At 59.9% G+C, this 22,182-nt stretch carries 23 protein-coding genes; 21 read left to right on the top strand and 2 right to left on the bottom strand.

Annotated features, from left to right (window positions below; all coding sequences use genetic code 11):
- Positions 1–7 precede the first annotated feature (7 nt).
- From XH84_RS10175 to XH84_RS10100, 16 genes are all read left to right on the top strand, one after another.
- Positions 8–1,216 (top strand): MFS transporter, encoded by a 1,209-nt coding sequence (locus tag XH84_RS10175; RefSeq protein ID WP_128948137.1) that lies wholly within the window; start codon positions 8–10, stop codon positions 1,214–1,216.
- A 142-nt stretch (positions 1,217–1,358) separates the two neighbouring features.
- Positions 1,359–1,952 carry an aminotransferase-like domain-containing protein gene (locus tag XH84_RS10170; RefSeq protein ID WP_347338867.1) on the top strand — a complete coding sequence of 198 codons (594 nt, stop codon included), beginning with the start codon at positions 1,359–1,361 and terminating at the stop codon, positions 1,950–1,952.
- Positions 1,953–3,472: 1,520 nt separating this feature from the next.
- Positions 3,473–3,682: a hypothetical protein gene (locus XH84_RS10165; RefSeq protein WP_128918739.1), complete on the top strand. Its 210-nt coding sequence runs from the start codon at positions 3,473–3,475 to the stop codon at positions 3,680–3,682.
- Between the two features lie 96 nt (positions 3,683–3,778).
- Positions 3,779–4,285, top strand: a complete 507-nt coding sequence (locus tag XH84_RS10160) for an A24 family peptidase (protein WP_164936172.1) — start codon at positions 3,779–3,781, stop codon at positions 4,283–4,285.
- A gap of 1 nt (position 4,286) precedes the next feature.
- Positions 4,287–5,255, top strand: coding sequence for a Flp pilus assembly protein CpaB (gene cpaB / locus XH84_RS10155; protein ID WP_128918737.1), 969 nt, complete (start codon positions 4,287–4,289; stop codon positions 5,253–5,255).
- Positions 5,255–6,457: a CpaE/TadZ family protein gene (locus XH84_RS10150; RefSeq protein ID WP_128918736.1), complete on the top strand. Its 1,203-nt coding sequence runs from the start codon at positions 5,255–5,257 to the stop codon at positions 6,455–6,457. The genes cpaB and XH84_RS10150 overlap by 1 nt, the downstream gene beginning before the upstream one ends.
- Positions 6,454–7,836 (top strand): TadA family conjugal transfer-associated ATPase, encoded by a 1,383-nt coding sequence (locus XH84_RS10145; RefSeq protein ID WP_128948136.1) that lies wholly within the window; start codon positions 6,454–6,456, stop codon positions 7,834–7,836. The genes XH84_RS10150 and XH84_RS10145 overlap by 4 nt, the downstream gene beginning before the upstream one ends.
- A gap of 11 nt (positions 7,837–7,847) precedes the next feature.
- Complete coding sequence (locus XH84_RS10140; protein WP_245471667.1) at positions 7,848–8,765, top strand: type II secretion system F family protein; 918 nt, start codon at positions 7,848–7,850, stop codon at positions 8,763–8,765.
- Positions 8,762–9,670 carry a type II secretion system F family protein gene (locus tag XH84_RS10135; RefSeq protein ID WP_128918733.1) on the top strand — a complete coding sequence of 303 codons (909 nt, stop codon included), beginning with the start codon at positions 8,762–8,764 and terminating at the stop codon, positions 9,668–9,670. The genes XH84_RS10140 and XH84_RS10135 overlap by 4 nt, the downstream gene beginning before the upstream one ends.
- Before the next feature lie 2 nt (positions 9,671–9,672).
- Positions 9,673–10,320, top strand: coding sequence for a methyltransferase family protein (locus XH84_RS10130; protein WP_128918732.1), 648 nt, complete (start codon positions 9,673–9,675; stop codon positions 10,318–10,320).
- Positions 10,321–10,428: 108 nt separating this feature from the next.
- Complete coding sequence (locus XH84_RS10125; protein ID WP_245471666.1) at positions 10,429–10,845, top strand: hypothetical protein; 417 nt, start codon at positions 10,429–10,431, stop codon at positions 10,843–10,845.
- Between the two features lie 8 nt (positions 10,846–10,853).
- Entirely contained in the window at positions 10,854–12,224 is a 1,371-nt protein-coding gene (locus XH84_RS10120) for a pilus assembly protein TadG-related protein (RefSeq protein WP_128918731.1), read from the top strand.
- Positions 12,173–12,640, top strand: a complete 468-nt coding sequence (locus XH84_RS10115) for a TadE/TadG family type IV pilus assembly protein (protein ID WP_245471665.1) — start codon at positions 12,173–12,175, stop codon at positions 12,638–12,640. The genes XH84_RS10120 and XH84_RS10115 overlap by 52 nt, the downstream gene beginning before the upstream one ends.
- Before the next feature lie 574 nt (positions 12,641–13,214).
- Positions 13,215–14,873, top strand: a complete 1,659-nt coding sequence (locus XH84_RS10110) for a type II and III secretion system protein family protein (protein ID WP_128918730.1) — start codon at positions 13,215–13,217, stop codon at positions 14,871–14,873.
- Positions 14,874–14,893: 20 nt separating this feature from the next.
- Positions 14,894–15,274: a hypothetical protein gene (locus XH84_RS10105; protein WP_245471664.1), complete on the top strand. Its 381-nt coding sequence runs from the start codon at positions 14,894–14,896 to the stop codon at positions 15,272–15,274.
- A gap of 74 nt (positions 15,275–15,348) precedes the next feature.
- The gene (locus tag XH84_RS10100; RefSeq protein WP_206734121.1) at positions 15,349–15,885 is read left to right on the top strand and encodes a tetratricopeptide repeat protein; all 537 of its coding nucleotides are present in this window, start codon (positions 15,349–15,351) and stop codon (positions 15,883–15,885) included.
- Between the two features lie 91 nt (positions 15,886–15,976).
- On the opposite strand, the gene XH84_RS10095 is transcribed toward XH84_RS10100, so the two are convergent.
- Positions 15,977–16,960, bottom strand: a complete 984-nt coding sequence (locus XH84_RS10095) for a hypothetical protein (protein ID WP_128918727.1) — start codon at positions 16,958–16,960, stop codon at positions 15,977–15,979.
- Between the two features lie 256 nt (positions 16,961–17,216).
- Positions 17,217–18,197 carry a LysR family transcriptional regulator gene (locus XH84_RS10090; protein ID WP_128918726.1) on the bottom strand — a complete coding sequence of 327 codons (981 nt, stop codon included), beginning with the start codon at positions 18,195–18,197 and terminating at the stop codon, positions 17,217–17,219.
- Positions 18,198–18,300: 103 nt separating this feature from the next.
- On the opposite strand from XH84_RS10090, the gene XH84_RS10085 reads away from it, so the two are divergent.
- Genes XH84_RS10085 through aroE form a run of 5 tightly spaced genes read left to right on the top strand, consistent with a single transcriptional unit; the run spans position 18,301 to position 22,174 of the window.
- Positions 18,301–19,245 carry a ketopantoate reductase family protein gene (locus XH84_RS10085; protein ID WP_128918725.1) on the top strand — a complete coding sequence of 315 codons (945 nt, stop codon included), beginning with the start codon at positions 18,301–18,303 and terminating at the stop codon, positions 19,243–19,245.
- Between the two features lie 4 nt (positions 19,246–19,249).
- The gene (locus tag XH84_RS10080) at positions 19,250–19,636 is read left to right on the top strand and encodes a VOC family protein (protein ID WP_027571023.1); all 387 of its coding nucleotides are present in this window, start codon (positions 19,250–19,252) and stop codon (positions 19,634–19,636) included.
- Between the two features lie 13 nt (positions 19,637–19,649).
- The gene (locus XH84_RS10075; protein WP_128918724.1) at positions 19,650–20,120 is read left to right on the top strand and encodes a MaoC family dehydratase; all 471 of its coding nucleotides are present in this window, start codon (positions 19,650–19,652) and stop codon (positions 20,118–20,120) included.
- The gene (locus XH84_RS10070) at positions 20,117–21,343 is read left to right on the top strand and encodes a CaiB/BaiF CoA transferase family protein (RefSeq protein ID WP_128918723.1); all 1,227 of its coding nucleotides are present in this window, start codon (positions 20,117–20,119) and stop codon (positions 21,341–21,343) included. Before XH84_RS10075 ends, XH84_RS10070 begins: the two co-directional genes overlap by 4 nt.
- A 3-nt stretch (positions 21,344–21,346) precedes the next feature.
- Entirely contained in the window at positions 21,347–22,174 is an 828-nt protein-coding gene (gene aroE, locus XH84_RS10065) for a shikimate dehydrogenase (RefSeq protein ID WP_128918722.1), read from the top strand.
- The last annotated feature ends 8 nt before the right edge of the window (positions 22,175–22,182 follow it).

The raw sequence follows: 22,182 nt of genomic DNA, 5'->3' as shown, positions 1-22,182 counted from the left end.
CGCCACCATGCTGAAACTGAAACCCGCACAGCGAAAATTCTGCAATGTATTTGCTCTGAATTTCCTCAACAACTACGGCTACTTTGCGCCGCTCTCCGCGCTTGGCCTCTATCTTCTCGATCGATCCCTCTCGGCGGCTCAGGTCGGTACTCTCTTGCTGCTGCTGTCCGCTTCCGGGCGAGCCTCACGTGCCGTGTTCGCTCCGCTGCTTGATCGCACGCCCACCCGTTACGGTCTGACGATAGCCTATCTCGTGATGGGCGCGGGCCATATAATGGTGGCAGAGAGCGCCGCGCCTGTCGGAACCGCGCTCGGACTGGTTTTGGTCGGCACTTCTTACGGCGCCTGCAGCCTCCTGCTGCGGCTCATTACGGTCCACCTGGTGGAAGATCGATCAGTCCGTTTGACGCTGGCGAAGTTCGCCGTAGGAACGAATATCGCCGCCACGCTCGGACCGTTGCTCTCGAGCCTGATGTACGTGCAAATCGCACCAAACGCTCCTTTTCTCTTCACCGGCGTGGTGATGTTATTGGCTGGACTGCTCTGCCATGCCTCGTTGGGCAAGGGTCTGCACGTTCCGGATCGCCCTGGCAGTTGGTGGAAGCCACTGCTGCACAGCATAACGCGGTTCGACCTCCGTCTGGTATTCGTTGCAACTGCATTTACTTGGTTCGCTTTGGCCCAGATCTTCTCATTTGCACCGATCGTACTCGGCCGCTTGCTGGCAGGCCCGCAGATTGTTTGGACGATTGCCGCCCTCAATGCAGCCTTGGTAGTTGGGGCATCGATCCCGTTAATGAAGACGCTCGATCGCGCGCATGCAGACGACGTCGACATGTTGATCTTATCGGCCGTCCTGATCACGGCGTGCTTCGCGCTGTTATCAGCCCTTCTGAACTTGTTTACGCTTTACCTCGCCGTCGTATTGTTGACAGTTGTGGAGATTGTCGCCCTGCCATCGTTGTCTGTATTGCTCGTACGGAATACCCCAGGAAGGGATCACCTCGCCTTGCTAGGCATTAACGCTGTCGCTATGGGTATTGGAGAAGCGCTCGGCACATTTGCTGGCGCTCTGCTCAGCACATCAGGGCTTCAAAACACGTTCGCTTTCGCGGCGATCGCCGCCCTTTATGCCCTGGGCACGATTTGGCTCTACAGCTTTCGCGGTGAGATGCGGGGCCGGAAACCCACGCAGGACGGCGTTGACCTCGGGTAGCAGTTGAGGAGATTCCCTCACCCTAGAATTACGAAGCTGCGCATAAAGCAAGCGACATTTGCACATCCGTGCATGCCGACCTTACACAGTCCCGCGGCTCGCACCATGAGTCTTGCTCGCCGGAAGCGCATCGCCGAAGTCGATGAGCAGCTCGATCGTAATAGAGTATGACGTTTACGGTTTTTTCTTCACCGAGCGTCCTGTGCCAATCGCGTCGTTGGCACCAACCCGCTCCTTCTACGTCACGTCCTACTCCAAATGTCTTGCGCCAGCCTTTCGGCTGGGCACATTGGCGGTCCCGGCAGCCTACACTGCTCAAACTGAGCTCCTTCTGCACGCCTCCGCCTGGTTTGTGGCTCCGATACCGCGTGAGGTGGTGGTGCGGCTGATCGACGGCGGTCAGCTTGAAACGCTTCTGCGCGAGCGGCGCCTGCAGGCGCTTGAGCGCTACCGCGTGATCCTGCATATCTTTCCGAAAGCCGCAAAACTCCAGTTTCCGGCCTTCTACGGATGGTTGCCATTGCCTCAGGAGTGGTCCGCAGATCAATTTGCCGCCGCCGCCGCCCGCGGTCGCGGCATACTTGTGATCCCACGCATTGCGGCCGCGGTTGGGAAGGGCGACCCCGGCGCAAGCCGCATTTGCCTTGGCGCGCCTAGAGATGTTGTCGCACTGTCTGATGTGCTCCAGACTCTGCGGAATATCCTGGCTCGGCACGCAATAACGTTGTTTCTGTAGCCTGACCTGGGATCCCGTCGGCCAGAGGAAAGACTTACGCTACGCAGCCCGTCGCGGAATCGTACTCTCGACCAAACGCAAGAATCGGGTGTTGCGAGCCCCGGCAACCACCAACTCTTGCGTAACCGGCGACGGCACTCCGGAAAAGGCGCCGCTCGCGTCCCGAGTTCCATTTCGCAGCGATCGGGTGTTGCGCCTCCCCGATTTGAACCTATCGATCGATGGCTGGTAGTCGCAGTTGACCCCTGTAAAGTCCGAGTAGCGCGTGTTCGGATATCCGGCAGTGCAATCACTACGATCGTGCGACGAATGCCCACTTTCAGTCGGATAAGCCCAGTGGTGCGACCAGTAAGTCATTGATTGTTCTCAACCCGTGGCTATCTCTTAATCAGCGGGTCCCAGGTTCGAGCCCTGGTGCGCCCACCATCCCAAGCCCCTGCTGATGCAGGGCTTTTCGTTTCCGGGTAGAGAACAAGGCGCGTCTCGTGCAACGCTTTCTGGTCGGAGGCAGCACGACCACTCTTGCGCGCATTTTCCTTTGTTGTTGTATCTTCGCCGATTCGATACGGCGCGCAGACCCTTGAGCAAAGGTCGGTCACGTCCTCGTCGTAGAATAGGATATTCGGGCGAGCAAAGCGGACGATCTATTCCAGCGGTCGCCGCAGGATGGCGTTTGCTGCAGAACCAGAAACTGGACGATGGGGCCTCAGTCTGGATTCTCTCCATCGATTCGAACCCGACCTCTCGCAGGCGGACTCCTCAAGTGCAGGGAGATCTCCCGGCCACTGGCAACAGCAATTACAGGGTCATTCGATCAAGCAGGTGAGCGCGCCAGACATGCAAGCGCTGCCATCGCATGCAGGAAATTCATTGATGCTGTAGCGAGTAGCGGGATCGCCCGTCCCGGACTGCTCTACGGACCAGACGCAACTGAATCGCCAGATCGCATCCCGCATCTTGCTCCGTCGCGCGGCAAGTTCGGGATCTCCGTACTGGCCAGAATCTCAAGCAATTCTGCGGATGCCTGCTTCTGAACAAGCCGGGTAAGTGATCCCAAATGCTGGAGTTCGTGAAAAACTCCGGCGCCGATCGTGACCGCGCCGGAGGACAAGCTTCGCGTCGCTGGCCCGCATGTCGCTCAGATTCGCACCGTGCCGCCGAGACCGGGGCCCTCGCGTTTGCGGTCAGAAAATTGGCGCGCATGTGATTTAATATAAGGAGGCCTAGTTAACAGGCCCGAACGGAGAGAAGTCGCGCGATTCATTATGTCCGTATTATTTCGGTAATCCAAGTGGATTGTTGGTTAATTTCGCATGCCATTGTAAGAAAAAGATTTTTTATCGACGCGTCGTCAAATCCGGCGTTATCGGTCGACGTTTTTAAACTAATCTGATTATTAAATATTGACTAAGAATAATATTTAATGAAGAGTTTGCAAGGTGGCGAGGCGGTCATCGCCCCCAGCCGCTGAAGTTTGCCAAGGGTGTCTGAAGCTTCATCTCGAGAGAAAGGTTTTTCCTATGTTGCAGTATTACATCAAGACCACCGACGCCTTGAAGCGCTTGCGTGCCGACCAGAATGGCGTGGTGTCGTTCGAGTACATCATCGTCGCGGTTTGCATCATCGGTGCAGTGTCAGCTGTGTTCGGCGTTGGAGCTGGCGGTGCGATCGGAACGGCGCTGACGGGCGGGATCACGGCGATCACCACCGCTTTTACTGCGGCAGTTTGATCCGGCCATCTGACGCCAGAGGGGGGCATCGGAATGTGTCCCCCTCGAATGTTCTCTCTCCATTTTGAGTGTGCCTTCCACCTCCTCGAGGCATGCATGGGCTGGGTTTCTTACATCGCCTCGATACTGGAAATCCTGTTGCTGCTGTATGTCGCAATGCTCGATGTCGCGACCCGTTTGATCCGAAATGACGTCTGTCTCGTGCTGGCGCTGTTCGGGATCGCCGGTCAGCTTGCCAGCCCGGTGCAACTTGCCCAATCCCTCATCGCCGCGACGATCCTGTTCGTGCTGCTGCTCGCGCTTTACCGGCGTGGAGGGATTGGCGGGGGCGACGTCAAGTTGCTGGTAACTTTGGCCATTGGCCTGACGCCGACGGGCCTGATCCAATTGTTGACCGTAACTTCGCTGGCGGGGGGCGTTCTTGCCCTGCTGCATCTAATGATGCGCGTCCTGCCATATCCGAAGCTGGCGCCAGTCGGATCGTCGCTCGCACGTCGCGTCTACGCGATCGAGCGTTGGCGCCATGTGCGACATGCGCCCTTACCTTACGGCGTCGCCATAGCGTGCGGTGGCATCTGGACCATCTTGAGCAGAGGATTTTGACATGTCATCCGCGTTGCGCCTCTCAATCATCCTGGTGCTTTTGCTCGCAACCACCGCGTTCGGGCTGATTGCCTACAACATGAACCTGCCGAAGCAGGTTCCGGTAACGGTTACAGAGCAGGGGCCGGCGCCTCCTTCGACTGTCGGGTATTTTGTTGCGGCACGTCCGCTGTCGAAAGGTACATTGGCTCGCGAAGAAGATTTCACGGTGCGCTCGGTGTCGCCTGAACGCCTTCCTGCAGGGGCGATCCTAGAAACACCTGACTCGAAGGCCGGACTTCCCGGCTCTCTGATTCGCAAGTTCGTTGAAGCTGGCAGTCCGATCACCTTGCAGGACGTATTGCGACCTCGAGATCGTGGTTTCCTAGCCAGCGTCTTGGCACCGGATAGCCGTGCAATCAGCATCAAGGTGGATGAGGAGTCCGGCGTGTCGGGGCTGATCAGGCCAGGTGATCATGTTGATGTCTTGCTGACCCAGGTGTTCGAGAAGGCAGATCCCGCGCGTCGAGCCCTGAGCGAAACCGTTCTAGGCAACGTTCGAGTCATCGCGATTGACCAGGAGATTATGCAGGGCGGCCGAACCGTAAGCTCGGTGGCGGGCTCGGTTGCCGGCAAGCAAGCGCAGACTGTGTCGTTGGAGCTTGCGCCAGACCAGGTCAAGAAGATCACAGTCGCAAGGCAGCTCGGAACGCTCTCCCTGGCGGTACGGGCAGCAGTCGAGCAGTGGGACACGGCGGACACTGGTGCCATGTCCAGCTGCGATGTGTCGCCGGAAATCGCCCGCCAGAATGCAATTGCCGGCCGGACTGCAGCGGTCGTCGTTCATTCTGGTGGTCAGACAAAGCAATACTCGGTCAGGAAACAGGATTCAGCCGACGGCGACACTCTGACCAACTGCGACGGGTCGGAAGTTTCCCGCCGCGGCGGGACGATGGTGGTCCAGGCAGGCAAGTTGCTGGAGAAACGTTGATGAGCGTTAACATAGCGGCCCTCAGTTCGCCTGAAGAAGCGACCTCTGTTGTCGCGCGCAATCGAATCGTCTGCTTCGTAAATGACGAGCTGAGTGCTGCGGCTCTACGCAAGGGCCTCGAAGGCAGCAACTTATCGATCAAGCGGGGCACGATCCGTAATGCCATACGGATGCTCGAAACCGATACCGAGCTGCTCGCGCTGGTGACTGACATCAGCGGCATCGATGATCCATTTGCCGAACTGGAGAAGTTGGCCGGCGTCTGCCCGCCCGATGTCCGGGTGGCCCTGATCGGTGAAAGCAGGGAGATCACCTTCTACCGCGCGCTTATGGAGCTCGGCTTGACCGAGTACCTGCCGAGGCCGATCACGCGGGACATGGTGCTGGACCAGCTGCGCCCAAAGCTGCTTGGCGACCGTGCGCCGGGTCCGACCGACCGAGGCGGGCATGTGATCTCGATCTGTGGCGCGCAGGGCGGTGCCGGCGCAACGAGTATCGCCATCAATCTCGCACTGCAACTGGCTGAGACCACCAAGGCCAAGGTCGCGCTGCTCGACCTTCATCTTCAAGGCGGCGAAACAGCCGTGATGTTGGGTGTTCAGCCCGGACCAGGCCTGCGCATCGCTTTGGAGAACCCAATGCGGGCGGACACGTTGTTCCTCGAGCGCGCCGCAATTGCAGTCAACGAACGAGTTTGCCTGATTTCCGCCGATGAGGACCTGGATGCTCAGCTCGACATCACCGAAGCGGGCGTGAGGCACGTCCTTGGTCTGCTCCGCCAACGATTCAATTACATCGTTGTCGATGTCCCGGTCCCGTTTCCGCCATCCATCCATCCGGTGATCTCTCTTTCTCGGCACGTGTTGGTGCTGCTGGAGGCCGAGGTGACCGGACTTCGCAATGCTCATGCATTGCGGACCGCCGTCACCAACATTGCCGGCAGGGATCGGGTCTTTACCTTGCTAAACCGTGCAAATCGCCCCGGCGGCCTTCCCAGGGCCGCGGTGGTAAAGGCGCTGGGGACTGAGCCAGACATGGTTGTACCCGATCTCGGGAAGGGGATGACCCAGGCGGTCAATCTCGGAATCCCAGCGCTGAAGCACGTATCAGGATTGCGGCGCCACCTCGCGCCGATCGTACGGGAGATCACCGGGCTCGGCGTCGAGCGCAAGGGAAGGCTGAGGAGGCTGCTCGGATTATGAGAAGGTTTGGTAGGCGCGAAGACGAAACGTCGGTTCGCTTGCCTGCAATGATGCCGGGCCTGGCTGCAGCGGTGCCGAGCGTGCCTGCATCAATGTCAAGGCGCGAGGACCCCTTGATTGAGCGGCCAGTGATGCCGGCTTCACTGCGCGAACGCGTCATCGGGCAGATTGAGCCATCGTTGGCCGCAACTGTCTCGCGTGACGTCCTTCGGCGGCAGATCGAGGAAATCATCCATGGCATCGCCAACGAGGAGCGGCTCGAACTATCGGGTCGCGAGCAGCTTCAACTGGCGGATGAGATTGCTGACGACATGACCGGCTACGGGCCGCTGCGCCCGCTTCTGCTCGATCAATCAATCAACGATATCATGATCAACGGACCGAGCAGCGTTTATGTCGAACGGGCCGGCAAGCTGGAGCGGATCGCCGTGCGCTTCCGCGACAATGATCACATTGCATCGGTAGCCCAGAAAATCGCCGCGCAAGTTGGGCGGCGCATCGATGAATCCAGTCCAATGGTGGATTGCCGCTTGCCCGATGGCAGCCGGGTCAACATCATCTTCCCGCCGCTGGCGATCCATAGCCCCTGCATCTCGATCCGAAAATTTCCAAGCCGCCGTTTGGATGTTGCCGCAATGGTCGAAAACGGCTCGATGACCGAAGCCATCGGACAATTACTGGAGATCGCCGCCCGGTGTCGGCTCAATGTTCTGGTCTCCGGCGGCACCGGGTCCGGCAAGACGACGCTGCTCAACGCCATGAGCCAGTTCATCGATCACAGCGAACGCGTTGTCACCATCGAGGATGCGGCAGAGTTGCAGCTTCAGCAGCCGCACGTGATCAGCCTGGAGACCCGGCCTCCCAGCCTCGAAGGCACGGGGCAGGTGACACAACGCGATCTCCTCTGGAATGCGCTGCGCATGCGTCCCGACCGGATCGTCGTGGGTGAGGTGCGCGGCGCTGAAGCGTTTGACATGCTGCAGGCAATGAACACCGGCCATGATGGTTCGATCTCCACGGTCCATGCCAATAGCGCCCGCGACGCCCTGACCCGCATCGAGAACATGGTGCAGATGGGGCAGGTGAATCTTCCGTCGCGAGCCATCCGAGCTCAGATCGTCGCTGCGCTGGATCTCATCGTGCAAGTCGAGCGCATGCGCGATGGACAACGTCGCATTGTCCAGATCAGCGAGGTGATGGGGTTAGAAGCGGATGTGATCACCACCAATGACATCGCAGCCTTCGAGTACCAGGACGAGGATGAACATGGGCGGATCTCGGGCACCTACAGGGCCACCCTTGCAGTCCCGAAATTCAAAAGCCGTCTTGTCTATTTCGGGCTTGATCGTGCCTGGGCCGAGGCCGTGAGGCAAATATGATACCTGAGTCCATGATCGTCGCTGTTCTGGTGCTTGCGATCTGCGCAGCCGTTTGTTCGTTGTGGCTCGACGGCCGGGAGCGACGCATGCATCGCCGGCTGGCTGTAGCTCTACCGGCCTCCCATCCGGCGAGCCTGCCATCCATTCGCCGGTCGGAGACCGGCTCGAGGTCCCTGCTTCTCCATCGCTTAGCCAATTACAGGGCCGGGATGATTCACGCCTTTCATCCGGCGTATGTGCTGCTTGCCTCAGCGATCGCGGTAGCCGCAGTCTTTTATGCCAATCACCTGCTGGGATTGTCCGTATCCTACGGGGCTGTCGCGGCAGCAATTGCCGCCATCGTCGTCGTGCGAGGTCTGTTTGGATGGCAGCAACGCCGCTTTGCGAGTCAACTTTTCCGACAGCTGCCCGACGCGATCCAGCTGGTAACGAGTACGGTTCGATCGGGTCTGCCTGTGCACGAGGCATTTCGCACCATCGCGCGCGAGATGCCGCAACCAACGTCTGGGCAGTTTGCCATCGTATGCAGCGAAGTGAATCTGGGAAGACCTCCGGAGGAAGCCGTCGAAGCCGTCTATCGGCGGACGCAAGTGGCAGAATATGCGATGTTTGCGGTGACACTTGCGGTCCAGTTGAAGTCGGGCGGTAGCTTGGCCGAAACCTTGCAGACGCTGGGCGACACAGTGAGTCAGCGTGTTGCGCTGGCTGCTCGCGCCAAGGCGTTGGCAGGAGAAGTGATCTTTTCCTCGCGCGCACTCACAATCTCGCCCCTGATTGCCGGAGCATTGCTGTACGCCGCCAATCCGCAGAATGTCGATCTGCTGTTCTCTGATCCGACCGGAAACAAGCTTCTGGCTTACGCGATAGTCTCGGTGCTTATCGGGCATCTGGTGATAAGTTGGATGGTCAGGCGGGAGACGGAGCTATGACTTTTGGTCTCGGTCTGGTGGCCCTGGCAGTAGCAGCCGGGACTGCGGCCTGCATGTTGACCATCCGCGAACTGCACGTCCGTGCATTGGACACGCGGGTGTCAAATGCCGTGATGGGTATCCCTTACCGGTCAGCCCCCTTCAAAGACCTCACCGGTTGGTTTTCATGGCTGGGCACGCGATATCGGCGCTTCTACGCCGAGGAGAATCTGGAAGAACTACGAACGATCCTCCACTCATCTGGTTTCAATCATCATCGAACCTTGCCGATCTGGATCGGCATCAAGGTCGTCAGCATGTTCGCTTTCCCGGTCATTGCGCTGTTTCTGGCGCAACTTTCGGGAGGGGGGGCTGCCGACGTGCTGGTCTTCACGCTGATGGGTGTGGTGGTCGGAATCTTGGGTCCGCGATTGGTTCTGTCGATGATGAAGCGGCGCTTTGATGCTGCCATTCGGCTAGGCACGCCGGATATGATCGATTTGCTGATCGTATGCAGCGAAGCGGGAATGGGCCTGGAAAGCGGGCTGGGGCGTGTCGCCGAAGAAATGAAGTCGACCAATCCTGCCATGGCCTGGGTGCTGCACCGTCTCCTTGATGATCTCCGGATACTGCCAAGTCGCGTCGACGCATTCGAGAACTTGGCGTCCACTTCGGATGGTCTTCGCCGGTTTGGCACAATGATCAGCCAGAGCCTGCAATATGGAACGCCGTTGGGCCAGGCGCTTCGCAGTATCGCGCTCGACCTGCGGCGGGAGCGCATCACCAAGCTGGAAGAAAGAGCGCACAAGTTGGGCGCCAAGCTGACCATTCCGATGGTTCTGTTCCTGCTCCCAGCCATGTTCGTCATCATGGGAGGAAGTCCCGTTCTGCATCTCGTGCGTTCGTTCGCAAGCTTCGGTAAGTAGCCATGAGCACAATTGCCCTCTCTAAGAGCGGATCTTACGATCGAATGATGCGGCTGCTTGGCAGCTTGTGGTTCGTGTTGCTGGCACTTTGCGTCGCCGTCAGAATTGGGGCGTCGCTGACCGATTCATGGCCCTCGCTGTTGTCGAGTTTTTGCCTTGGCATCTTCTACGTGCTCCTGGCGCTGTTGATCATGACGCGCTCGCCGGCAAAGGCGCACGCAGACGGGCTGCTTCCAAGAATAGCTGCCTTCGTCGGCAGCTATCTGCCATGGACGATCAGCTTTCTCGGCAAAACCGACGACACGCTGCCCAACCTGGCATCGACGGTTTGTGTGCTGGTCGGTACGATCATGATGCTTGTCACGATCCGACATCTGGGTCGTTCGTTCAGCCTGGTGCCACAGGCGCGCTCGGTGGTGCAGACCGGTCCGTATCGATGGATCAAGCACCCGCTCTATGTCGCAGAAGAAATCGTGGTGCTGGGCGTCGTGCTGCAATACCTGACACCGGTTACGGTGATCGTACTGGTCCTGCATATAGGCATTCAGGTCTGCCGAATACTTTACGAAGAAGACCTGCTTCGGCGCAATTGCCCTGAGTATTCGAGTTACGAAGCATCACGTTGGCGGGTGATCCCTTACGTTTGGTGAGCGGCTATGCGTGGCCGGATTGTCGTGGACATGATTCAAATCGCTGCGGTTAGGGCGGCGCGATCGCACATGGTATGCCCCCGTCGACGCACGCGCGCGTATCGGAGAGTGTCCTTCATCGCCGATCAGCGCGGCGCCGTCGCGTTCGAGACAGTCATAGTTTACATTTTCTTGGTGACGAGCCTGCTGATGCCGCTCGCCGACGTTGCCGCCGCGGGCTTCCGGTTTATTTCCGCATGGACGGCCCTGCGCTCCTTCGGGCAGTATATTCAGTACAAGAATCCGCCCGACCCGGCGAATCCGGGGACCTGGGTGGCAGCGCTGCAGACAACGGTCGCAGGGTATACCATCGGCAACATCCAGGTTATGTGCGGAAGCACTGTCTGCAACTCCGGCAATCTTGGTGCGACTCCCAAATACTTTACGTTTTCGACAACTGTCACTTTGGCCCCGATTGTGTTGACGTCGGTGCTGTGCCCCAACAATTGTACGTACACGCTGCCTTACTCTGAACGTTTCCAGTAGGTGTTTTCATGCGTAATCTGCTCCGTTCCAGACGAGGCTCGGCCGCATTCGCGACAGTCGTCGCACTGGTGCCTCTCATCGGCGTGGTCGCCCTCGGGGCCGAGGCCGGATCGTGGTACGTCACCAGGCAGCACGCGCAGAATGCGGCAGATGCGGCGGCCTACTCGGGCGCCTTGCGGCTTGCATGCGCGAATGCCGGTGTGCTCTGCGATACATCGGTCGATTATCACGCAAAGGAATTCGCAGCACAGAATGGGTTCTGCAACTCCGGCGACACGGCCTATCCGGGCACCAACTGTGTGACGAGCCTTCCAACAGGAATCTCGCGGGCCGTGCAGATTGATGTCGGCAGCTACAGTGCCGGCGCGTTCACTACGCCGGCTGCAGGAGGCGGCAACGCCGTTCGGGCCAGGGTCAGTCAGCAACAGCCGGCCTACTTGTCGGCAGTGCTGGGTTTGACGACCATCAACATCCCCGCCCAAGCCATCGCTCTGGTCGAATTGCCGAGCAAAGTGTGCGCCTTGGCGCTTGGACCTGATCCAAACGGCGGCGGAGGGGCACTTAAAATTGCGGGTAACGTCAGCAACAACGGAGCGGGTTGCCCGGTGATGTCGGATGCGAGTGTTCAATTTGCCAGCACCGCCACTTTCACGGGTTCGGGATGGGCCGTCTTGGGTGCAACGGGCTGTAGTCCAGCCAGCACCTGCGCCAATCCCGGCGTCACGCACAATTATTTCATGCCGTACGCCAACAATCCGCTTAGCAAACTGGACAGCGAATCCTTCAACAGCTTGACGTCGAGCGGGAAACCAAACGATCTGCCATGCAGCGGTACGTTGACGCCCAATACCCCGCCGAGCAGCACTAACCTGTACCGCAACCTAACGTGCACGACCGGAAACGCAGTAGATCTTACTCCGGGCACGTACTTCTTCTACAATGGGACAATAAAGTTCAATGGCGGAACCATCACCTGCAATGCCTGTACACGCTGGCCACCGGCGGGCACTGGTTTAGGCGTAACGCTCGTATTGCTCGGGGATTCGAGCATTTCCATCTCTGGCGGTGCGGCCGTTAATCTGTCCGCGCCTTACACCAACAGTTTCTCTTCGGATCTGAACGGCGTTCTGATTGATGATCAGGCACCGAGCAAGAGCAGTAATCAGGTGACCATCACCGGTGGTGCGGTTAAACTTGGTGGTGCGATGTATTTCCCGCACGTCGACGTTACGTGGAACGGAGCGGCAGAAAGTACTAATACGACGTGTTCACAAGTGATCGCCAAAACACTCACCATGGGTGGTGGCGGCTACCTGAGCACGGATGGATGCAATCCGGTCACCGTCCCTTACACCCAAGTCGTCCGCTTGGTGCAGTGATGAGAAAGCTCGATCAGCGGGGCACCGCATCGTTCGAATTCATCCTCGTCTTCGTGTCCCTTTTCATGTTGATCTTCGCCATCTTCGATCTCGGACGCTATGCGATCACAATGCAGTCCTTGCGGAAGCTTGCGAGCGCCGGGGCTCGGGCGGTCATGATCAGCTGCTACACGCCTGCCTTGCTTCAAAGTCCGCCCCAGTCGCCGTCAAGCTGCACGGGCGATCCCATGTCCACGACCGACAAGCAGAACGCGGCGCCGTTCCTGTATTTCGGCGGTCTCACGCCGACGTTGAGCGTGGCATCCAGCGGCAGCAATTTGACCGTGACCGCTTCTCAAGCAGGCTTCACCATGCTGATGCCGATATGGGGCACGGCACTCAATGCGCCGATCGCGTCGACGCAAATTCCCTTCTAGCGCACTCCCGAGCATCAGCCGATGAACACCCGACCGGCCCCTGGCGATGCCGATCACGATGACGGCGGATGCGAAGCCAAGACACGCCATCACACCAAGTGCCAGCGTGCGGGCACCATTGGCGTAGGCTCGAATATGGCAATATACCTTACATATATTGGACCCACGTCGCACCAGGGTGGCGCGGATCGACATGGCCAACCCTTGGACATCGAACTGCGCCAGAGCAATCTGCACCTGGCCAAGCGCATCTCCAAAGACTGCGAGCCAACGCCGTTCGATGGTGGGCGACGACGGAACCTCGCGCCCAAGCTGGCTAGTCCTGAACAGAGTTGCAGAGAGAATGATGCTCGCTGGCAACATTGGAAAGTTTTCTTTGCGGCTTGTGGCTGTGCGGTAAGCGTCTCATCTTGCAAGCAGGCAGCATGAAGGACGATGATCTTGGAAATACGAAGTAACGAATTGTAGTGGGACAGCTTGTAAGCTCTGCGACGTCGTGCGCAGAGGGGAACTGTTGGGGATATCGAGCACGTAGATTTGCGGGAATGCCGCGGATCGCAACGGGGGGACTCGAATGGGTGGCGGTCGCATTTCGGGTAAGAAGGCAAGGGGGGTTCTCGCCTTCAGCGTGATGGGTCTTGGCGCGGCGCTCGCCTCCTTTGCGTCCGCTGACCGCGCGACGGCTGCAGACCGGCGGGGCTCCTCGGGCGGCGTCTTCGTCAGCGAGATGAGCGACGTCCAGCGGGTCAAGGTGGTCGTCAACAAGTCGCGCACCTTCAAGGTCGATACGGCCTTCTCGACCATCGTGGCCGGCTCGCCGGATATCGTCGACGTGAAGTCGCTCAGCGATCACCTGATCTACGTCCAGGGCAAGCAGACGGGCACCACCAACGTCATCCTGTTCGACTCGTCGATGAAGCAGATCGGGATCCTCGACGTCGAGGTCGTGATCGACACGGGCAATTTGCAGCAGAACATCCGGTCTAGCACCGGCGGCCAGGGTATCCGCGTGTCGGCTTCCGAGGGCCAGGTGGTGCTCAGCGGAACTGCGGCCGACGCGGTTACGGCCGAGCGCGCCATGGCGATCGCCACCAGCACGGTTGCGAAAGGCGGCGTCGTCGTCAATGCGATGAGCGTTGCGGCGCCGCAGCAGGTGATGCTGGAGGTGCGCTTTCTCGAGGTCACCCGGGACGCGGGCCGCGACCTCGGTGTGAACCTGTACGCCGCGAACGCCAATGGGACCAATGTCGGGAATACCGGGCGTGGTGGTGCAACTGCCGCAACGGGCCGACGGCCGATCGGTGGTATTAATACGGTCCAAAATCCCATTGGTAATACCGGCGGCACACCTGTTGGTGCTTCGCCTACCGGCAGTCTTCCGATACTCGGAACGGCGGGAACGCTCTTGGGAACCGCGGGCGGCATAGCTCCGGCACCTTTCGGAAGCCTGTTGACCAGCATTGTCAGGACCAGCGGCGGCGGCTCGGTAGACTTATTGATCTCGGCGCTGGAAACCAAAGGATTGGCCCGCAGGTTAGCGGAGCCAAATCTGACCACGCTTTCCGGCGATGCGGCTCGCTTCCTTGCAGGCGGTGAATTTCCGGTGCCGATACCAAACACGACGACGAACGGTTTTCCCACCGTGACGATCGACTACAAGAAGTTCGGTGTCGAGCTGGCCTTCGTCCCCACCGTTCTCTCGCGCGGCGTGATCAACCTTCGGGTTGAGCCGTCGGTCAGCGAGCTCGATTTCGCCAATGCGGTGACGATTCAGGGGACGACCGTTCCAGCATTGACCCGCCGCGATGCGCGCACGACGGTCGAATTGCGGGACGGCCAGAGTTTTGCCATCGCCGGCTTGCTGCAGACCCGCAACCGTCAGGACGTTTCGCAATTGCCCTGGATCGGCTCGGTACCCGTGCTTGGAGCCTTGTTCAGCAGCAAGTCGTACCAGCAGGAGGAAACCGATCTCGTCATCATCGTGACGCCGCGCCTGGTCGCACCGGCCGCGCCCGGTCAGCAATTGGCGTCGCCGCTCGACTCCCGCCTTCCGGCCAACGACGTCGATTTCTTCCTCAACGGCCAGATGGAAGTCCGCAAACGTTACAATGACTACGTCAATTCCGGAGGCGAGGTCAAAGGACCCTATGGGCACATCATCGCTCCTGAGGTTACTGCGACCATTCCGGCACCGGCCGCTGCGAACCAGCCGGTCGTGAAAACGCTCAACTGAGAAGGAAGCGGGAGATGACCATGAGGTATCTGGCTCTGTTCGCACCGCTCCTGCTCGGGGGATGTTACGGGCTCGCCGGTCATGACGAGGTGGACCGCTACTTCCAGCGTTCCGACACCATCACGATGAGTGCCGGCAATGCCAAAGAGGTCAACGCCGCTACCCACACCATCCATCCCTGGCCGCGTAACGTCGGTGATCGCAGGATCGCGTACGACGCTCGGCGCGTGGGGGCAGCCGTGACACGCTATGGCAACACGCAACGGCCGGTAGATCAGCTTCCCGATATCGGAAATGCGACCGAGGCGATGGGCCCGCGGGGCCAGAATGTTAACGTAACTGGATTGCCGCCTGGATCGCCTGCTGGAGTGTCGTTGCCAGTAGGCGGAGGCGGCAGGTAATGACTTTTCGTGGGCAGTTTTGTTGTTTGCAAACGGTGCAGTGAATGCTGAGCCGTGCGGGGGACGAAGGGGTTATGCGGCGCATCATCTTCATGCTGATTTGTTGCTGGCTGGGGATAGTCCTTGCGGGGTGTGATCAGACACTGAGGGATGCCGCCGTCGTGGCTCCGGTCGAGCCGCCTGGCGGGGACCCCGTGCAGGAGCCGACCGACGTCAAATATTATCCCTCGGACGAGCCGGTACGGCTGGGCCTGGAGCATTTCAACCGCGGCAATTACGGGATTGCACAACGCTACTTCAAGGACGGCGTGGAGAAATCGCCCAAGGACGTGACCGCTTGGGTCGGGCTGGCTGCGAGTTATGATCGGATACGACGGTTCGACCTGGCTGACCAGGCCTATGCCCAGGCGATCCGGCTGGGCGGCGAAACCGTGCAAGTCCTGAATGACCAGGGATATTCGTACATGCTGCGCGGCAATCTGAGTGCGGCGCGGCGAAAGTTTGAGAAGGCCTATTCGCTCGATCCAGGCAACCCGGTTATCGCCAATAACCTCGAGCTTCTCAATGGCAGCCGGCGTTTCATTGAAAGGCCGCCCAACAATCAGCCGTAGGAAGAATCGATCACGGATCGGTCCCGAGATCGGAGAGCCATAGCTGACGGTTTAGGGCATCGAGAGGCCTGAAGCGTGCCCGTGGTCAAGCCTAGTTCGGCCCTAGCACAGCGTCAGCCCGACGGCTGTCTCGTTTGACGATGATGATCGCGCCGTTGCGGATTGCAAATCTGGCCCCGATCAATTTGGGCACCTTCTCAGTGAGAGGAGAAGGAAGGGGGATGGTTGGGCCAATGATGGGATCACCCACGTTCATGGGCGTACTTGCCGGATCCGCTGACTGAGCTGGCTTGATGTAGTCTCGTATGATCCGAATCTCGTCGGCCGAGAGATTCAGGGCTGCTTCTTGTGCCAGATTGTCTCCGGACTTGTTGTCTCCGGACTTGGCCCACCCGGTGTTCGCTTTCTCGAGCTGCCTGGCCTTCTCGGCCTGATCGATGCGCGCCAATCGTTCCTTCAGCGATAGCACTTCACGTTGCAAGTAAGCGATCTCCGATTTCGTTGACCTGAACTGCATCACGACGGCAGCGGCTCCGGCGCACATGGCAAGCAGCATGAGGCTCAGGAGCGCGATGACGGCGCCGATCGCATTCCGGCCTCGATGCTGCATTTTCCTGTCCGGAAGCTCGTGTTCCAGGTGCTTGCGCCACAATGTACCGAAACGCCGGAATGTGGCAGCGATGTCCGGGAATGCGCTGCCTTTCCCTGAGCGGATCTCCGACGCCGATTCAGCAGCAGATCCGAATCCATGCAGGGAAGAAGGCTCATCGACAGAGGTCGCGCGAAAAACAAGAAAGCCCTGATCATCCCTCCAGCTTTTCGCGTCGATGGTACGAGATGATTCCTGTCTCAACTCCCTCAGCGCGTTCAATGCCGATCGCCCGGTGTCGGTGATCTGCAAACCATCACCATCAGGAGTCACAAGTCCCGCTCTGAGAAGATCGATATCATCGAGAGCTTCTTCGTCCGGCAGTGACTCGCCTTCAATGCGTATGTCCCGCTCTATTTCCTCAAAGCTCGCACGTCCTCGCGGGCGCGTGGCGAGCAGAGCAAGAACTGCAAAATTGGGCTTCACGGAGCTATCGCGGGTCCCTAGCGGCAGCAGGATTGGATCTCCATGCTGCCGAAAACGAGCTTACCTCGAGACTGGCGATTAGCAGCTACCCTGCAGCCTGAGTCAAGTCGCTGCCGGCCGTCACATGGACTTAGAATCGCGTTCATGAGCGCGGCCATGCATCAAGGCGAGGGCGTGCAAAGCGGGCAACTTGCTCTGCTCGCCGCCGTCGGACATCAAACCGAGCGTTTAACTTCCGTCTTCAATAAACGTTCGACTACGACGGAAAATCGCGTGGCCTTCGTCTCTTTGGCCGACCGGAACGATGTAGACCCCGGACCTCCTGCTGTTGAAAGAGCTCTCCGCAGAGTTGGCGCAACCATTGGCTTGCCGGGTCGTGATGGAAACGGGCGTGCCAATATTGCTTCACCGTAAAGCCGGCGATCGCGAGTGGGCAGTCGAGCACGCGCAGTCCGTAATAGTGAGCCAACGTTTCGCCGATGTGCCTTGGAAGTGTGGCGATCAGGTCCGTCGTCCCGACGATTGCGGGTAAGCCCAAAAAGCCCGGTAGCTCAAGCGCAACGTCAAGGACCATCCGCTGCTCCCGTAGCGCGTCCCCGAGCAACTGATGTCCGGTGCCGGAGCGAATGAGGACGTGGGCCTCACGCCTGAAATCCTTTGCGGTGATGCGGTCGCGGATTCGGGCATGGTTTGCGTTCGCCAAGCAGACCCAATCCTGCGGAAAGAGCACCTGCTGGAAGTGCCCAGCGTCGAGGTCCGAGATGTAGCCGAGCGCCAGATCGGCCTCGCCAGACTGCAGCATTCGCGGGGTATCGCCGCCGATCTGCGCCGCCTCAATGCGGATACCCGGCGCAACCCGACGAACGTAGGCGAGGATGGCCGGAAGCAGCGTGATGTGGCTCGCATCCGTCATGCAGATCACGAAGCGGCGCTTTGCGGTCGCCGGGTCAAACTCGGGGCGAAGCTCCGCCAGACGACGTAGCATCTCCAACGCCTGTCTGGCCGTGCCGATGAGAGCCTCGGCGCGCGGAGTCGGCAGCATTCCCTCCGCTGACCTGATGAAGAGCGGATCGTCCAGTTCCTTTCGCAGGCGCGCCAGCCAGATCGAAATGGTCGGCTGACTTTGACCGAGCTTCTCGGCTGCTTTGGTGACACTGCCCGTGGAGAACAGTGCGTCAAAGAGCCGAAGCAGGCGCGGCTCCAGCAGGTTCGTCTCGGCGAGATCCCGGTGCTTCATTGCGATCTGCAATAATGGATATAAGAATCATAGCATATCCAAATACTGGGCAGACTGCTACCACGCTTCGGACGGCCGAAATGGGCCAGGGAGAAGCGTTCGGATGAGGATCTGCTTTATCGGAGCGGGAGCCCTCGGCTCGACCATCGGTGGCACCTTAGCGCGCGGTGGGGCCGAAGTCTGGCTGATCGATCCGTTCCAGGCTCACGTCGACGCGATCAATGCTGGCGGTCTCCGGATGCTCGAAGGTGACGCCGAGACGGTTGTGAAGGTCTCCGCCAGCGCCTCCGCGGCCCACGTCGGCATCGTGGCGGACCTCATCATCGTCCTCGTCAAATCCTACCACACGCGGGATGCGATCCGGGCGGCAGCGCCGATCATCGGGCCGCAGACGGTTGTGATGTCGCTTCAAAACGGTCTTGGTCACGAGGACATCCTTTCGGAGGAAGTTGGTCGTGACCGGGTCATGGCAGGCAAGACCTACGTTGGCGGCGTGCTGCTCGGCCCCGGTCACGTTCGCTCGGGGGTCATCGGCAAGGAAACTATCATCGGCGAACTTGATGGACGCTTGACGGAGCGCGCGCAGCGAATTTCCGAGACTTTCAATCGTGCCGGCATTCTCACGCTGCTCAGCGACAACATCTTGGGCACGATGTGGGACAAGTTGTTCATCAACGTCGCCGGAGGAGGAATTACCGCCGTTACCGGACTGACTTATGGAGGCCTCTATTCGCTAACTATCCTGGAAGATTGCGCGCTGGCCGCCATCTCAGAGAGCATCGCGGTCGCGCAGGCTGCCGGCGTGAAGATCTCGATTGCCGATCCGCGCCTCGCCTGGACGATGGCGTCTGCTGGACTGCCGCCCGAGTTCAAGACGTCGATGTTGCAGAGCTTGCAGTCCGGCAATCTGACCGAGGTCGATTACATTCACGGCTCCGTCGTGCGTTGGGGCGCCAAGCTCAACGTGCCGACCCCCGTCAACTCTACCCTCGTCGCGTTGGTCAAAGGGCTCGAATACGCCCGCAGCGATTATCCAGGAAAGGCCTGAGACGATGTCGTTGCCTCGTGCCTATGTCGAACACGTCGCGATCCGCGTGCCGGACGTTGATCGTCACGTCGACTTCTTTCGTGAGGTGCTCGGTCTTGCCATTCGCGACGAGCAACCCGCCGATGGTGCGCGCCCACGTCAGGTATGGGTGCTCGGAAGCGTGCAGCTCATTGAAGATCCGAATTTCGTCGGGCCGGAGGGGCGTCTCGCCCATCTCGGCATCATGGTCGACGATTATGAAGGTGTGCTCGCCCGTGCCGCCGCGTGGGGCGCCAAGGCGTTGCCTGCCGGGCCGAACTGGCTCGAGCTGCCGGGCGGGCTCAACGTCGAAATCTTGCAAGCCAGTGCAGGTGCCGTGGAAGCGGCCCTGGCGATCAATCCCCGTGCCTAGAGGAAGACGCGACATGACCGATGAGCGCTACTGGGACGATGCCAAGATCGGTGACGAGTGCGTCACCCCGTCAGTGAGGGTCACCGAAGCGATGGTGAATGCCTATGCCGAACTGACAGGTGATTTTACGCCTGTGCACGTCGACGAGGAATACGCCAAGACCACACCTTTCGGCACGCGCGTCGCGCACGGGCTGTTTGGTCTGTCGCTGGCTGACGGATTGAAGACTCGAGCCGACTACCGCTTCCTTCCGGGAATGTCGCTGGGCTGGACGTGGGATTTCAAGCTGCCGATCAAGCTCGGCGATACCGTGCATGTGAAGTTTCGCGTTGGTTCAATGCGCTCCACGAAGCGGGAAGGGTGGGGCATCGTGGTGCTGCCCTCGGAGCTCATCAATCAGCGCGGCGAAGTGGTGCAGGCTGGTGAGCATCGACTGATGATTCCGATGCGCCCGAAGGCCAACGCCGCAGGAAAGCAGGCATGACCGCGCAAGATCTACCGCTTAAAGGCATTCGGGTCATCGACTACAGCCATTTCCTGGCAGGCCCGTTCATGGGCCGCTGCCTCGCCGCGATGGGCGCGGACGTCATCAAGGTGGAGCGTCCGAAGGCGGGCGATGCGGGCCGGGCCCACGGCTATTTCAAGGACGGACAATCCGGCTACTTCCTGCAGCAGAACATGGGAAAGCAGGGATTGTGCATCGACCTTCGCGACACGCGTGGTCTCGACATGATGATGAAGCTGGTCGACACGGCCGATGTCTTCATCGAGAACTATCGCCCCGGCGCACTCGAACGCCTCGGGCTCGGTTACAAGGCGCTATCGGCGCGGAATCCAAGGCTGGTTTACTGCTCGGTCTCCGCCTATGGCCACACCGGCCCCTATGCAGACCGTCCGGGCTTCGGCCTGATCGCAGAGGCGATGTCTGGCGCCCTGGCGCAACTGGGCTCCCCCGGTGAAGCGCCGCCGCTGCTGCGGATGCCTCTGGCCGACATGTATACCGGCATTCACGGTGTGGCCGCCATCAATGCGGCGCTGGTCGGCCGCGCGTCGTCCGGGCGCGGCCAGCATATCGATCTGGCGCTGTACGACTGCATGGTCTCGATGCACGACTATGCCGTTCAGCGCTACTTCCTCTCCGGGGGTAGCGACCTGCCGAAGCAGACCGGCAGCGGACAACCGGACTCGACTGTCTACGGCGTTTTTCCGGCCAGGGACGGCAATCTCGTCATCGCTGCCCAAGTCGATGATGCATGGCGGCGATTGGCGAGCCTGATCGGGGGAGACACGTTGGCATCCGACGAACGCTTCGCCAAGCCTGCTGCGCGCAACGCCCATTATGCCGAAGCCATGGAGATTGTGCGCAACTGGACGCTGTCGCAGCCGTCTCGGGATGCCTGTCTTGCGGCACTTGAAGAAGCTGGTGTGCCGTCGGCTCCCGTGCAGACCATCGAAGAGGTCGTGAAGGATCCGCAGATCCACGCGCGCGGCATGCTGGTCGAGCAGGAGCATCCGGTGCTCGGCAAGGTAACCCTGCCGGACCTGCCGTTCCGGTTCTCCGATTGCGACACCACGGTACGCGCTCCGGCTCCACTGCTCGGTCAGGATAATCGCCGCGTTGCCGTCTCACTGGGACTGTCGGCCGAAACCATCGACGCGATGGTGCGCGATGGCGTGCTCTACAACGAACCCGCCGTGAGGGAGTGAGCGATGACTGACCGCTATGCCGTCATAGGCAATCCGATCGGGTTCACGAAATCCCCCTTCATCCACGGGACGTTCGCCAAAGTGACCGGACAGGACCTCTCCTATGAAGCGATCGAGGGCCCGATTGGCGGCTTTGCTGCACGGGTCGATCAATTCCGCGCTGAGGGCGCCAAGGGGTTGAACATCACCGCCCCGTTCAAACTTGATGCTTTCGCCTACGCAAACGAGCTTTCGGAGAGCGCCAGACGCGCTGGCGCCGCAAACTGCCTGAAGTTCGAGGGCGATCGGGTCATTGCCGAGAATTTCGACGGGATCGGTCTCCTGCGTGACATTACTCTCAATCTCGGCGTCAAAGTGGCCGGCCGGCGCGTCCTGATGCTCGGCGCCGGAGGAGCGGCGCGTGGCGCGCTGCTTCCGTTCCTGCGCCAGGACCCATCCGAACTGGTTCTCGTCAATCGAATGCTGTCGAAAGCGGTAGCCTTGGCCGAAGAGTTTGCCGGCCGTGGTCCCCTGATTGTCAGTGGTTATGCTGAACTGGCCGATCTTGCCGAGGGTTATGACGTCGTGATCAACGCGACATCGGCCAGCCTGCGAGGTGAAATGCCGCCGCTTCCAGGCAATGTCTTCCGCGGTGCGGAACTGGCGTACGAACTTGCCTACGGCAAAGGATTGACTCCTTTTCTGCAAGCGGCTCGCGCGGAGGGCGTAGCCAAGCTCGCCGACGGCGTCGGCATGCTGGTCGAGCAAGCGGCGGAAGCGTTTTCCTGGTGGCGTGGCGTTCGACCGAGCACGGCCCAGGTCATCGCCGAACTGACCGTTCCATTGAGCTGACGGGCCAT

The organism is Bradyrhizobium nanningense (assembly GCF_004114535.1).
GTDB classification, from domain to species: Bacteria; Pseudomonadota; Alphaproteobacteria; order Rhizobiales; family Xanthobacteraceae; genus Bradyrhizobium; species Bradyrhizobium nanningense.
Note: the sequence above shows the minus strand (reverse complement) of the source record. Positions and strands in the feature narration are given on the sequence as shown.